The 14,759-nt window shown below is 43.6% G+C and carries 11 protein-coding genes; 6 read left to right on the top strand and 5 right to left on the bottom strand.

All coding sequences use genetic code 11. The features are described from left to right. Positions 1-94: 94 nt before the first annotated feature. A complete protein-coding gene (glgB, locus tag V7K73_RS22535) occupies positions 95-2,386 on the top strand; it encodes a 1,4-alpha-glucan branching enzyme (RefSeq protein WP_334883208.1) in 2,292 nt (763 codons plus the stop codon). A gap of 435 nt (positions 2,387-2,821) precedes the next feature. Here glgB and V7K73_RS22530 read toward each other — a convergent pair whose 3' ends face one another. Then, positions 2,822-4,903, bottom strand: coding sequence for a HEAT repeat domain-containing protein (locus V7K73_RS22530; protein WP_334883207.1), 2,082 nt, complete (start codon positions 4,901-4,903; stop codon positions 2,822-2,824). A 178-nt stretch (positions 4,904-5,081) separates the two neighbouring features. Between V7K73_RS22530 and V7K73_RS22525 the strand changes: the two genes are divergently transcribed. Next, positions 5,082-5,822: a Uma2 family endonuclease gene (locus V7K73_RS22525; RefSeq protein ID WP_334883206.1), complete on the top strand. Its 741-nt coding sequence runs from the start codon at positions 5,082-5,084 to the stop codon at positions 5,820-5,822. Positions 5,823-6,020: 198 nt separating this feature from the next. Next, positions 6,021-6,875, top strand: coding sequence for an HIT family protein (locus tag V7K73_RS22520; protein ID WP_334883204.1), 855 nt, complete (start codon positions 6,021-6,023; stop codon positions 6,873-6,875). Positions 6,876-7,015: 140 nt separating this feature from the next. On the opposite strand, the gene V7K73_RS22515 is transcribed toward V7K73_RS22520, so the two are convergent. Further along, positions 7,016-7,756, bottom strand: coding sequence for a Uma2 family endonuclease (locus V7K73_RS22515; RefSeq protein WP_334883202.1), 741 nt, complete (start codon positions 7,754-7,756; stop codon positions 7,016-7,018). A 408-nt stretch (positions 7,757-8,164) separates the two neighbouring features. After that, positions 8,165-8,734, bottom strand: a complete 570-nt coding sequence (locus tag V7K73_RS22510) for a ferric reductase-like transmembrane domain-containing protein (protein WP_334883200.1) — start codon at positions 8,732-8,734, stop codon at positions 8,165-8,167. A 372-nt stretch (positions 8,735-9,106) separates the two neighbouring features. Between V7K73_RS22510 and serA the strand changes: the two genes are divergently transcribed. Further along, entirely contained in the window at positions 9,107-10,687 is a 1,581-nt protein-coding gene (gene serA, locus V7K73_RS22505) for a phosphoglycerate dehydrogenase (protein ID WP_334883198.1), read from the top strand. 116 nt (positions 10,688-10,803) lie between these two features. Next, positions 10,804-11,724 carry a 50S ribosomal protein L11 methyltransferase gene (gene prmA / locus V7K73_RS22500; RefSeq protein ID WP_334883197.1) on the top strand — a complete coding sequence of 307 codons (921 nt, stop codon included), beginning with the start codon at positions 10,804-10,806 and terminating at the stop codon, positions 11,722-11,724. A gap of 298 nt (positions 11,725-12,022) precedes the next feature. Here the strand turns inward: prmA and V7K73_RS22495 are convergent, their stop codons facing one another. Together V7K73_RS22495 and V7K73_RS22490 are read right to left on the bottom strand one after the other, a co-directional pair. After that, positions 12,023-12,265, bottom strand: coding sequence for a hypothetical protein (locus V7K73_RS22495; RefSeq protein WP_334883195.1), 243 nt, complete (start codon positions 12,263-12,265; stop codon positions 12,023-12,025). A gap of 498 nt (positions 12,266-12,763) precedes the next feature. Further along, positions 12,764-13,651, bottom strand: a complete 888-nt coding sequence (locus V7K73_RS22490) for an SDR family oxidoreductase (RefSeq protein ID WP_334883329.1) — start codon at positions 13,649-13,651, stop codon at positions 12,764-12,766. A gap of 282 nt (positions 13,652-13,933) precedes the next feature. Between V7K73_RS22490 and V7K73_RS22485 the strand changes: the two genes are divergently transcribed. Continuing rightward, positions 13,934-14,749, top strand: a complete 816-nt coding sequence (locus V7K73_RS22485) for a TIGR01548 family HAD-type hydrolase (protein WP_334883193.1) — start codon at positions 13,934-13,936, stop codon at positions 14,747-14,749. Positions 14,750-14,759: the final 10 nt, after the last annotated feature.

The following is a 14,759-nucleotide window of genomic DNA, read 5'->3' as shown; positions in this document are numbered from 1 at the left end:
CGGTGGCGACAAAATTGCAAATAAATGTAAAGAATATATATAGATATTAAAAAAGTAGATTTAGTCAATCACGTTATATCACTTAGGTAGCTTCATGTCCATGACCACGATCGCCCCTGAACAGGTTAACAGCATCGTTTGGAATCAGCATAACGATCCCTTTGAAATACTAGGTTCTCATCCCATAGAACAAGACGGCAAAACCGTCTGGGCTGTGCGGGCCTACCTACCAAATGCAAGTGCAGCATGGGTGGTTCTTCCTGAACAACGCAAGGAATATCCAATGCAAGCAGTGCATCATCCCAACTTTTTTGAATGCACGATTGACACTCCAGAACTGGCAAACTACCAGTTACGGATTAAAGAAGGAGAACATGAGCGTGTCACCTATGACCCTTACGCCTTCCGTTCTCCTAACTTGACAGACTTTGACTTGCATTTATTTAGTGAAGGCAATCATCACCGGATATACGAAAAACTAGGAGCGCACCCCACGGTAATAGGCGGCGTTAAAGGCGTTTATTTTGCAGTTTGGGCGCCCAATGCTCGCAACGTTTCATTGCTGGGAGACTTTAACTTCTGGGATGGGCGTAAACACCAGATGCGTAAAGGCCGCACTGGAATTTGGGAATTGTTTATACCTGAAATCGGTGTGGGAGAGCATTACAAATATGAAATCAAAAATTTTGAAGGACACATTTACGAAAAATCCGATCCCTACGGTTTTCACCAAGAACCCCGCCCGAAAACAGCATCCATTGTCACCGATTTAGATGCTTACAGTTGGAATGACGAAGGCTGGATGGAAAAGCGGCGTCGCACTGAACCTCTGACTGTGCCAGTTTCAGTCTACGAAGTGCATTTAGGCTCTTGGTTACACGCTTCGAGTGCTGAACCTGCTAAACTGCCAAATGGTGAAACGGAACCTGTAGTTATTGTTTCCGAACTGAAACCGGGCGCACGGTTCCTTACCTACCGGGAACTAGCTGACCGACTCATTCCTTATGTCAAAGAACTAGGATATACCCATCTAGAATTGCTACCGATTGCGGAGCATCCCTTTGATGGCTCTTGGGGTTATCAAGTAACTGGGTACTATGCCCCCACCTCCCGTTTTGGCACCCCCGAAGATTTCATGTATTTTGTTGACAAATGTCACGAAAATGATATAGGGGTAATTGTAGATTGGGTTCCCGGTCACTTCCCCAAAGATGGACATGGTTTAGCTTTCTTTGATGGTAGCCACTTATACGAACACTCTGACCCCCGCAAAGGCGAACACAAAGGATGGGGTACTTTGGTGTTCAACTATGGTCGCCATGAAGTTAGTAATTTCTTAGCAGCAAATGCCCTCTTTTGGTTTGATAAATACCACATTGATGGGATTCGTGTTGATGCTGTTGCCTCAATGCTCTATAACGATTATTGCCGCGAACCAGGAGAATGGTTGCCCAACCAGTACGGTGGCAGAGAAAACCTAGAAGCAGCAGATTTTCTGCGTCAGGTAAATCACATTATCTTTAGCTATTTCCCTGGTATTCTCTCAATTGCGGAAGAATCTACTTCCTGGCCAATGGTATCTTGGCCTACCTACACAGGCGGACTTGGTTTTAACTTGAAGTGGGATATGGGCTGGATGCACGATATGCTGGATTACTTCAGCATGGACCCTTGGTTCCGCCAGTTCCACCAAAACAACATCACCTTTAGTATGTGGTACAACCACAGCGAGAACTTCATGCTGGCTCTGTCACACGATGAAGTGGTGCATGGCAAGAGCAATATCATTGGTAAAATGCCGGGGGATACATGGCAGAAGTTAGCTAATATCCGTTGTTTATTTACCTATATGTTTGCTCACCCAGGCAAGAAAACCATGTTTATGAGCATGGAGTTTGGGCAATGGAGTGAGTGGAATGCTTGGGCAGATTTGGAGTGGCATTTATTGCAGCATGAAGGCCACCAACAGTTAAAAACGTTTTTCCGGGAATTGAACCATCTCTACCGTTCTGAACCAGTTTTGTACACCCAGGATTTTGCCCAAGCGGGGTTTGAGTGGATTGACTGTAGCGATAACCGCCATAGTGTAGTTTCCTTCATGCGTCGTGACAAGGATTCTGATGATGTTGCGATCGTTGTTTGCAATTTTACACCACAACCCCATTCTCACTACCGCATCGGTGTACCGCAAAAGGGATTTTATACTGAGTTGTTCAATAGCGATGCGCGTCAGTATGGCGGCAGCAATATGGGCAATTTAGGCGGTAAGTGGACAGATGATTGGTCTTTGCACACTCGTCCTTATTCGCTGGATTTGTGTTTACCACCTTTGGGTGTGTTGATTCTGAAGTTGGATAAGCAGAAGACTGCTGAGGCATTGCAATAACAATTAAGGGTGGGCCGAAAAGCCCACCCTTAACCAAGGGCAAAGAAGATTGGATATATTTATTTGTTGGTAATGCCCAAAGACTCGTTAATGAGTATCAAAGGTGGATGAACCTAGCTAAAATACTCGTTCACGAGTATTAGTTTATCAAGATCCGAAAGTTTTTGCAGCTTTGCCTTTACTAATAGCATTAAAGCGATCGCTCAAGTAAATCTGACGCTTCGTTGCTAACCCGCCTGGGAATAAATTCCTCTTGCTTATAGCTAAAGTCCTCTCAAGAGGACTAAATATAAGATTTTAAGCGATGTCGATGGTTAAACTTTGTCAAAGCGAAGATTTCAGTCCACTTGAGTGGACTTAAGCTATTAGCCCAGAACTTAAGTTCTGGGCGGGATATCTGTCAACGGTTTAATGATGTAACCTGAGTTTGTCAAGCTACTTCTCTAATTCTGTCAACTTCTGTTGAGCAAACTTTCGCACTTCCTCATCTGGGTCATTCTCTGCTTTGTCGCGCAACAGTGGTAAAGTCTGGGGATGCTGAGGAAATTGCTTGATAATTATCTCTAGTGCAATTCGTCGAGGATTGGGGTGCTGCCAGGGGTCATGGCTACCCTCAAAGAAGTCATTCACAGCGCAGTTGTAGTAAATTTCAAACAACTCAGGCTGATTTCTGAAGTGTTTCGCTAATGCTTGAATGGCTGCACATCGCACATCCCTTTCATTATCAGCAGTGGCACGGTCTTTGAGAATCGAGCGGGTGCCCGGGTCATCTGGGAAATTGCTGGCTAATGCTTTAATCGCTCTATATCGCACATCGCTTTCATTATCAGCAATGGCGCGGTCTTTGAGAATCGAGCGGGTGTCCGGGTCATCTGGGAAATTGCTGGCTAATGCTTCGATGGCTGCAACTCGCACATCGCTTTCATTATCAGCAATGGCGCGGTCTTTGAGAATCGAGCGGGTGTCCGGGTCATCTGGGAAATTGCTGGCTAATGCTTTGATAGCTGTATATCGGACATCTACTTCATTATCAGCAGTGGCACGGTCTTTGAGAATCGAGCGGGTGTCCGGGTCATCTGGAAAATTGCTGGCTAATGCTTCGATGGCTGCAACTCGCACATTCCATTCATCATCAGCAGTGGCACGTTCTTTGAGAATCGACCGGATGTCCGGATCATCTTTGAAATTACTGGCTAATGCTTGGATGGCTACACCTTGCACATACGCTTCATTATCAGCAGTGGCGCGGTCTTTGACAAACAATCGGGTGTGCGGGTCATCTGAGAAATGGCTGGCTAATGCTTTGATGGCTGTACCTCGCACATCCCATTCATCAGCAGTGGCGCGGTCTTTTAGAATCGAACAGGTGTCCAAGTCATCTTTGAAATTACTGGCTAATGCTTGGATGGCTGCACGTCGCACATACTCATGATTATCACCAGTGGCGCGGTTTTTGAGAATCGTGCAGGTGTCCGGGTCATCTTTGAAATTGCTGGCTAATGCTTCAATGGCTGCACGTCGCACATAATCTTGATTATCAGTAGTGGCGAGGTCTTTGAGAAACAAGCGGGCGTCCGGATCATCTGGGAAATTGCTGACTAATACTTTGATGGCTGGAACTCGCACACTCCATGCATTATCAGCAGTGGCGCGGTTTTTAAGAATCAAGCGGGTGTCCAGGTCATCTGGGAAATTGCTGGCGAATGCTTCGATGGCTGCACGTCGCACATAATCTTGATTATCGGCAGTGGCGCGGTCTTTAAGAATCGAACGGGTGTCCGGGTCATCTGGGAAATTGCTGGCTAATGCTTTGATGGCTGCACGTCGTATATACCCTTCATTATCAGCAGTGGCGAGGTCTTTGAGAAACGAGCGGGTGTCCGGATCATCTTTGAAATTGCTGGCTAATACTTTGATGGCTACACCTCGCACATACTCATCATCATCATCAGCAGTAGCGCGGTCTTTAAGGCAGTGTAAGGTATGAGGGTTATCTTTCCAATTTGCGGCGATTGTTGCAATTGCTTGAGTGCGAACTTTCTGAATTAGCTTAGTTTCTTCTGCATTTTGATAGAGTCTGTAATAGTACCAGGGTTCATATTTAGTTAAGTCTATTAGCTTGTTAAGTAATTTATTAGCCATTGGCGCAATCACCAAGCGATTTCTCACTTCTGCAAGACACTTAGCTGCTAAAAACAAGTTGAGAAATTTTTCCTCTTCACCATCTTGCACCATTAAGTAATCAAGAATTTCACCAACAAATTTCGCATCAATCATTCCGGCAATTAACAGCAAGACCTCATGCCAAGTTTCATCTTGCCAGTGTTTGCCAAAAACTTCAGTTTTGAGATCCTCAATTGAAATACTGCCTTCCTTCTCAAACTGCCAGACAAACTCCCAAGCACAGAAATATTCTAAAAATTTCCGATGCAGAAAGGCATTGCTTGCTATCGGGCCAATAAACCATTCCAGCATAATACTCACGAGTGCTAAGTGCTTGACTACGAGTATATACACCTGTCAGAGAAATCTTTCTAGATTTCTGGGTTTTTAGGGAGTGCGAGTTTATTCATGCAAAACTTAATGTTATCTGAATTTATCGGAAGCGATCGCACACTAGATTACCACATCTGTGCTACCTGAAGATTTGTTAAAAATAACTAATATACTGTGCATTGATATTAGGAGTAGTTTTATGGTTCTACAAGTTAACCCGATCCAAAAAGAACCAACTGTTACTTGGGAAGCACTTCCAGCCGATTTCATTTTACCCGACGATCCAGTGGAAAATATTCAACAACCCGCGATCGCTGCTGCGCTTACCGATGCTTTGGGAAGCACAGGACGTATCCAACCTCAGATGCTGATTGGCTCTAATTTTGGACTTGTAGCCACAGTCAACAAAAAAATTGTCGTCAAAGCCCCTGATTGGTTTTACGCACCTCAAGTACAGCCTGTAGGAACAAATATAGTTCGTCGCAGCTATACCCCGAATTTAGAAGGTGCTGCTGTGACTGTGGTGATGGAATTTCTCTCAGACACAGAAGGGGGAGAATTATCAGTCCGATCAACTCCCCCCTATGGTAAACTCTACTATTACGAAAAGATTCTCCAAGTTCCAACCTACGTAACCTATGACCCTTATGAACCAAGTCTAGAAGTACGCTGCTTGGAAAATGGACAATATACGTCGAAGCAAGCAGACGGTAATGGACGTTACTGGATTCCTGAGTTAAAGCTATTTCTCGGAATTTGGCAAGGTGAAAGATTATGCCAAACTATGAATTGGTTGCGGTGGTGGGATACAGAAGGAAATTTACTGTTGTGGAGCAGCGAACAAGCTGAACAAGAACGCCAACGGGCCCAACAAGAAAGTCAACGGGCTGATATATTAGCAGCTAAGTTACGTGAGCTAGGTGTTGACCCTGATGCTTAGGCGTAGTCCGCACTTCTCTACGAGACGCTGCGCGAACGACAAGCTCAGTGATAAGCTGTTGCGCCTTTAATTTGCACTAATATTTTTTCAACATGGTTGTGGGGTGGGCATCTTGCGCGCCCTGATTGTGCAAGTTGTATACATAACAGCTTACCAATGCTGGGAATAATAATTTTGGGACATCAGCACCAAAATTCCATGAAACAGCAAAAAAATCAGTTCAGTCATCTGACTGCGATCGAAAGAAGTTATTTGTCATTTCCGGCACAGTTTTTATTAAATCAAAACCTTCTCCAAGGCAAAATATTAGACTTTGGTTGTGGCTTTGGTAATGATGTTAAAATCTTGCGCCAAAAAGGTTGTGATATCACGGGTTATGACCCTTATTATTTTCCAGAATATCCTGAACATAAATTTGATACAATAATTTGCTTTTATGTTTTAAATGTTTTATTCACCGAAGAACAAACTAATGTTCTTATGGAAATATCACACTTATTAAAACCAGGAGGTAAAGCTTATTATGCTGTAAGAAGGGATATCAAAAAAGAAGGTTTTAGAGAACATTATGTCCATAAAAAACCTACCTATCAGTGTATTGTCAAACTTCCCTTTCCTTCAGTTTGTTTAGATGAACATCGGGAAGTATATCAGTATATTCACTATAATCATCAGCGAAATTCATCTAATTATTGTATATTCTGTAATCCTCAGAAAAGTCTCAAACTATTAACTGAATCAGCAACCGCTTATGCTATTTTTGATGGTTATCCTATAAGTAAAGGACATATTTTAGTTATTCCCAAACGTCATGTTAGCAGTTATTTTGAACTACCATTTAAAGAGCAATCTGCTTGCTGGTTTATGGTGAACAAAGTACAAGAAATTATCAAAGCAGAATTTGAACCTGATGGCTTTAATATAGGAATGAATATCAATCGAGCCGCAGGTCAAAATATTATGCACGCGAGTATTCATATCATCCCTCGTTACAAAGGTGATACTGTTGGTGGTAAAAGTGGAATCAGAAATGTTATTCCTAAAAAGCAATAAGCTGTTGCGTATTTAATTTGTATATTGGAAGTAGGCAAGATGCCCGCATTACAATAATTTTGCGTTTTGGTATTATACAATTTAGCTGCACATCAGCTTAGTTTTTTCGGTCTTGTTGAAAAGATGGCAAAATATTTCAGTTAACCCAGATTATCTGGGTCTATCCCCAGCGCTCTTAATTGTTCTGCTAATTGTTGCACCCTTTCTTCTGCTTGTTGAGCGCGTTGTCTTTCTTGTTGAGCGCGTTGTCTTTCTTGTTGGGCGCGTTGTGTTTCTTGTTTTATTTGTTCTGCGGGCGTGAGATACCGTTGTCCTTGCTGATCATACCAATACATCCATTCTCGCGTTACACCGCTATAATTTCCCCTTTCGCAACCAATTCCTAAGCCAATTTCTGGTAGCCAAACGGGGTTTCCCTCTTGCAATTCATACTTACCATTAACTAATTTATGTACTTCCAGATGCGGTTTGCGGCGACGACGAGAGGAATAAATCACGTAATAAAGTACGCCCAAAGCCTCATATTCAGCCAATTTAGTAGTGTATTCCTTGCGATAATTTTGGGAAACTACTTCTAGGACGAAAATCGGTACAACATTTTCATCCCACAGCACATAACTGGGACGCAATTCTTCATCATAAAACCGCTCTACCCCTAAGCTTAAAAAGCCATCTGGGACAATGGGCGGTTTATCAGGGTGATAATAAATACCCATATCTATGGCAAAGAGCCAATCCATCCTTTCTGACCAAAGTATCAGCAGGATCGCCTTCAGCAAGCCTGGTATTAATTCTTGCAGTTCATTATCCACAGGCGTTTCATCAGAGTCTGGTAGTTCCTCGGCTGAGGGCAAGTACCTGGGCAAGTTGTACTCTAACATGGCTGGTTTCCCCAAAACTCAAAGGATATTTGACTCATCAGAATTATAGCGATTTCTCCCCTAACGATGTCATTAGTGCTTTGCTTTGTCAACTAATAACGACAGCGTTAACGCTACCATTCCAATTGCTGCAATGAACAATACCGTTGCCAATTTACGAGGGTGGGTTGAGGCAATATGCGATCGCTCTCAAGTTGTTATTCATGGAAATTTAATTATTTAAGTAAAAAAAATATAACGCACAAAAATGTTTTATTTAAAAGAATTTTTGAGGAATTTTAAAGTAAAGAAATATTAAAAATGTTGTCATAATACTAAATATTCTGACTAGGTTACCGAAAATTTAAGGATCACATCTGAAAATAGGTCTAGTTGATTGGGTTCCAAGAGTATCATCATCATTGTCTGCTAGATTGATTTTCGCTGATTTCGATACAGCATAACGCGCCACATCACAAGCAGAAGTAGAATCATAATTTCTACTTCTAAAAGTATTTTTTTCGGAGCTAACAAACTTACTTCCGCATTTGGCTCAAAATTATCAGAAATTGACAAACCGTGCCACATTCCTAATCCAAAAAACAAATAACTGCCGTAATGCAGCACCCGCCATACTTGCTGCTTTAGATACTTCATGTATAGCGATGAAATCAGAATAATTAACAACACATATAAAGCTATTACACCGACTGCGATAATAGTGATTTTTTTCTCTGCCAGAAATGGCACAAAGATAGATGCAAGGCTCACGCCAGTTGTCGTTCGGGCAAAAACTAAGGGAATTGGATGAATCAGAATTAAAACAACTCCCGAAATTGAAATAAAACGGTGATATTTAAATGTCTGCCCTCGGCCAAGCTGAAACTTCTGATTTTTATGTGAAGTGAGAAGATTACCGAGTACTGCCGTGAGCGTCAACATTCCCGTAGCGAGTAATGCGATCGCACTTGAAAGCCAGATTAACTGAAGATGTGACATCCCTAAAGCAAGCTAATTAGTAGTCAGTTGCAGCCCATTTAAAAATGCAGTGTATTATATTACCAAGGAACCTGCTCAACGCCAAAAAATTTTAGTAACTCTTAACTATCCAAGAATAAATTAAATATATAAGTGCTTGGTGCTATTAATGCTTTATATTTAGCGACAGGGTGGTACAAACAGCCACTCATGTTTCAAATACTTAGGAGGCAGTACTCACCGAGGGCAACTTACGCCTCGATACCATCAGCAGGTAGCGAAAGTAAAGGTTAAGTTGATATTAAAACGAATAATTTTTGCTCAATTGCGACTGATAAAGACTAAACTAAAAAGTCTTGTGCAGCAAAACCTGTACCTTTAAATGAAATAATCATGTCTAAGGTTCTTGTCTCTGATTCGATTGACCAAGCTGGAATTGACATTCTTTCGCAAGTTGCTACCGTTGATGTCAAAATAGGTCTAAAACCAGCAGAACTGATCGCAATTATTGGTGAGTATGACGCGCTGATGATTCGCTCTAGTACACGCGTCACCCAAGAAATGATTGAAGCCGGCACGCAGCTAAAAATTATCGGTCGGGCTGGTGTGGGTGTGGATAATGTGGATGTTCCCGCCGCCACCCGCAAAGGAATTGTAGTAGTCAATTCTCCAGAGGGAAACACAATTGCTGCGGCTGAACATGCGTTAGCGATGATTTTGGCTTTGTCTCGCCACATCCCCGATGCTAACGCTTCGGTGAAACGCGGTGCGTGGGATCGCAATAGCTTTGTCGGTGCGGAAGTCTACAAAAAAACTCTCGGCGTTGTTGGTTTGGGTAAAATTGGCTCCCATGTTGCGGCTGTAGCTAAGACAATGGGGATGAAACTCCTAGCTTATGACCCATTTATTTCTACAGACCGAGCCGAACAACTTGGCTGTCAGTTGGTGGAGCTAGATTTACTATTCCAGCAAGCAGACTATATCACTCTACACATCCCGAAAACCCCAGAAACCACCCACTTAATCAATGCCACAACCCTGGCAAAGATGAAACCCACAGCCCGGATTATCAACTGCGCTCGTGGTGGGATCATTGATGAACTAGCTTTAGCAGCTGCTCTGAAAGCGGGTAAAATCGGGGGTGCAGCCTTGGATGTGTTCGAGTCGGAACCACTGGGTGAATCTGAGTTGCGATCGCTAGGCAAAGAAGTAATCCTCACCCCCCACTTGGGAGCCTCTACCGCCGAAGCTCAAGTGAATGTCGCTATTGATGTTGCTGAACAAATTCGGGATGTCCTTTTAGGACTACCAGCGCGTTCAGCCGTCAACATTCCCGGACTCGGCCCCGATGTGTTGGAAGAACTCAAACCCTACATGCAACTAGCAGAAACTCTAGGTAATCTGGTGGGACAGCTAGCTGGCGGACGGGTGGAAGTACTCAATATTCGACTCCAAGGGGAACTAGCAACCAATAAAAGTCAGCCTTTGGTGGTAGCTGCCCTGAAAGGTTTACTTTACCAAGCTTTGCGGGAACGCGTAAATTACGTCAATGCCAGCATAGAAGCTAAAGAACGCGGAATTAGGGTAATTGAAACCCGCGATGCTTCGATTCGAGACTATGCCGGCACACTGCATCTAGAAGCCACGGGGACTTTAGGTACTCATTCTGTCACCGGCGCTTTGTTGGGTGAACGAGAAATCCACCTAACTGATGTTGACGGTTTCCCGATTAACGTCCCACCGAGCAAATATATGTTGTTTACCCTGCACCGCGATATGCCAGGGATTATCGGCAAACTCGGTTCTCTACTCGGCAGTTTTAATGTGAATATTGCCAGTATGCAAGTAGGTCGTAAAATCGTCCGTGGTGATGCCGTAATGGCTCTGAGTATAGATGACCCTTTACCAGAGGGCATTTTGAATGAAATTATAAAAGTCCCTGGTATTCGAGACGCATATACAGTAACACTATGAGTGCTGAGTGAAAAAGTTAGGAGTGAGTAGTAAGGAGTTAGAAGTTAAACAGGAGAACTCCTAACTCCTTACTCCTAACTCATAACTCATAACTCTGTTAAACTCAGCACTCAAAAATGGCAAACACCTGGTGGGAACTACAGATTTTATGTGAGCCAGACCTAGAAGATTCGATCTTTTGGCGACTGGAAGATTTTGGCTGTCGGGGAACAGCAAGTGAAAACAAAGGAAATTCATTTTTAGTTAGGGCTTATTTATCGACAATTCAAACGCAACTGTTAGATTTAGCAGCGCTGTCGCTGTTGCTGCGTCAAGATGCGCTCTGTGTCGGGCTTTCATCTCCCTCGCTGCAATGGCAGTTAATTGATGAGGAAGATTGGGCGACTAGCTGGAAACAATATTGGCATCCGCAGGAAATAGGCGATCGCTTCCTAATCAATCCCGCGTGGCTACCATTACCAGAAACAACGGAACGGTTAGTAATTCGTCTTGACCCTGGTGTAGCATTTGGTACGGGCAACCATGCCACAACTCAGCTATGTTTAGAATCCCTGGAAATGCGGCTAAGTGGAGTTCCTCAGTCATTTGTGGGTAATAGTGGCAAACATGAGCATCTGGTAATTGCGGATATTGGCTGTGGTTCTGGTATCCTTTCGATTGGGGCGCTGCTACTGGGAGCAGAGAAAGTCTATGCAGTAGATACTGACCCTTTGGCGGTGCAATCAACTATTAGTAATGGTGCGCTCAACGATATTAGTCCAGAAGGTTTAGTATCAGCACTGGGAAGTGTAGACGTTTTGACAAAACTAGTTGAGAAACCGGTAGATGGTATCGTTTGCAATATTTTGGCTCATGTAATTATTGAATTGGTTCCAGAAATGAGTGCGATCGCTAAACCTGAAACTTGGGCTATCTTCAGTGGTATCTTATTAGAACAATCTAAAGCTGTTGCTGATGCCTTAGAAGAAAATGGTTGGGTGGTTGCTACCCTGTGGAAACGAAAAGAATGGTGTTGCTTGAATGTACGGCGTTCTTAACTCAGTAGTATTACCCATCCTAAGAGCATTAAAATACCTCACCCTCGCCCTCGGCTTGTGAAGGGGAGGGAACTAGATTTATTGTTTCCCCTCAATGCATCGGGGGGATTAAATAATTCGTAATTCGTAATTCGTAATTCGTAATTCGTAATTCGTAATTCGTAATTCGTAATTCGTAAATTTTGTTTTGTAATGAAGAGTGCTGTTGTGGGGACGGTTTGGGACTCGCATTACAACGTGGGATTTAGCGCAAAGTGCGGTCTTGGGGTTTCCCCCGCCGCAGGATGCGCGGAGCGCACTACAGGAGCAACTTTGCATTCGCAGTCCCCAATCGCATTACTTGCTTATTTTTAGAACCGGGGGACTTAAACCCACGGAACCAGTTAAGGGGGGTAATAATCACAGCAAAACCATCAATTGCAGTGGCACTATTTATACTAAGATTAATTGCGATCGCTCCCCAGTCAAAGCCAAAACGCGATCGCAGTAGCAGTAATTGATTTCTGGTTGCAAAGCTAATTGCTCTTAGTACCAATACCATCGCAGCAGGGCTATTTCATTCTATTTTTACGGCAGTTTTTAGGAATCTTTTTCAGAAAAATAAGAATTTAAACGCGATTTAAGTTGAGAACCGTAGTTTTTGCCCTCACCCTAAATCCCTCTCCCACATCTTTGAGAGGGACTTTGAAAACGTCACATTTTAGAATGAAATAGCCCTGCCATCGCAGAGAGTGCGATCGTTGCAGCAATCTAGCCAAACAATGACCAGAAATAAAAAGTACAGAGCAACTTAATTTATTTATGGATAAATCTAATAAAAAAAGCTCCTAGCAGGTCTAAAGCTGGGAGCTAATAAATTCATTGCTTGATAATTGCAGTATAGGCATTTTTAATGATTTATCTCATCTACTTTAAGAATTAAACTAAGTTTGAAAGCCGAATGTTAATTTCATAAAGTGGAGGAGTAAAGGAGATTTGGCGGTACGAGCGTTCAGGGCTGTTGTGTTGCTGCTTCGGTTGATGAACAGCACAGCAGACATTACGCAATACCGACACCGCCTGTTATGCCATAAACCTCTCCTGTGATGTAGCTTGCCTCCTGTGAAGCAAGGAGTACGTATACAGGAGCGATTTCTACGGGCTGTCCAGGTCGTCCGAGCGGAACCGTGGAGCCAAATTTCTCAATCTTTTCTTGAGTCTGACCGCCACTAGGCTGTAGCGGTGTCCAGAAAGGGCCGGGCGCTACAGCATTGACGCGCACACCCTTTTCAATCATTTGTTTGGAAAGTGCTTTGGTGAAAGCAACAATGCCTGCTTTGGTGAGCGCATAGTCAATGATGTTCTCTGAAGGTTCATACGCCTGAATAGAAGTTGTATTAATGATGGCTGCACCCGGTTTTAGGTGTGGCACTGCCGACTGCGTAATCCAAAAGAGCGCGTATAGGTTGGTTTTAAGTACCTTATCGAACTGCTCAGTGCTGATATCGCCAAGAGAGGGCTGAGTTTCTTGTGCGCCGGCATTGTTGACAAGAATATCTAAACCGCCAAGAGATTCTACTGCATCCGCTACGAGTTTTCGGCAAAAATTCTCATCCTTTATGTCACCAGGAAGAGAGATGCCCTTGCGTCCCGCTTGTTCGATCAGTTCTATCACCTCTCGTGCGTCCGCCGACTCACTGGGGAGATAGGAGATTGCCACATCTGCCCCTTCCCGCGCAAACGCGATCGCTACAGCCCGTCCGATACCCGAATCTCCTCCGGTAATCAACGCCTTTCGGTTTGTAAGTTTTCCACATCCTGTATAGCTCTGTTCACCGTGATCCGGCTGAGGGTCCATCTGTTGAGCTAGTCCCGGTGCTGGCTGTGGCTGACGAGGGAAGGGCGGTCCTGGATATTGCTGACGTGGATTGGATCTTGCATCTTCAATCGCTCGTTTGTCATCTGTTGCTCCCCTATTGTGGTGTATTCAATTGTAGAATCGCCTTTGTATGCCATCCATCCACTTAGGACAACATTATTGTTGTAATTAGTAATAGCTTTAAGCTTTGCGTGCATCTGTTCTACTCTACCTTTCGACAGACCTCCAACAAGCGGCTGTTGCATCTACGCTTGTTGGAGAAAGTTTTGGGTATGTCTGGAATCGCCCGCTTGTAAAGTCTCCGATATCTTCTGCTATTTATCAGATATAAAACTCTTTGACTCCCTACTTATGAGTGAACCAACTTCTGCAAAAGCTATTGTTGTTTTCGATATTGATGGCGTTGTCCGCGATGTAAGCGGTTCTTATCGCCGTGCGATCGCAGATACGGTAGAATATTTTACGACCCAAGCATATCGCCCAACCCCACTAGATATTGACCAACTCAAGTCTGAAGGCGTGTGGAATAACGATTGGGAAGCATCCCAAGAATTAATTTACCGCTACTTTGAAACCCAACGACAAACCCGCGAACAACTGCAACTAGATTATGGTGCGATCGTTGCTTTTTTTCAATCACGTTACCGCGGCCCAGACCCAAATAATTTTACCGGATATATCTGTAATGAACCTTTATTACTACAACCTAGCTATTTAGAACAACTTACCCAAGCTGAGATTCCTTGGGGATTTTTTAGCGGTGCGACTCGTGCCTCGGCTAACTATATATTAGAAAAACGCCTGGGTTTGGAATCTCCGGTGTTGATTGCGATGGAAGATGCACCGGGAAAACCTGACCCCACTGGACTTTTTGCCACAGTTCGTGAATTAGATAATGGAATTGAGCAAAAATTAGCTGTAGCCTATGTGGGAGATACGGTAGCAGATATGTATACCGTCGAGAAAGCGCGGAATCTAGATTCTTCTCGTACTTGGATTGGTGTAGGAGTTTTACCGCCCCACGTCCAGGAAACAGCAGCGCGTAGTCATGCATACAGTGAGACACTAATAGCAGCAGGAGCAGCAGTAGTTTTGCGTAATGTGCAAGAATTGACTCCAAGACAAATTCAAGAATTGATAAGTTCATCTGCCCAATCTGTGGTCTAAGATTAATCAA

It is taken from the genome of Nostoc sp. (genome assembly GCF_036916975.1).
Taxonomy (GTDB): Bacteria; Cyanobacteriota; Cyanobacteriia; order Cyanobacteriales; family Nostocaceae; genus Nostoc.
This window is presented reverse-complemented; position numbering and strand designations above follow the sequence as displayed.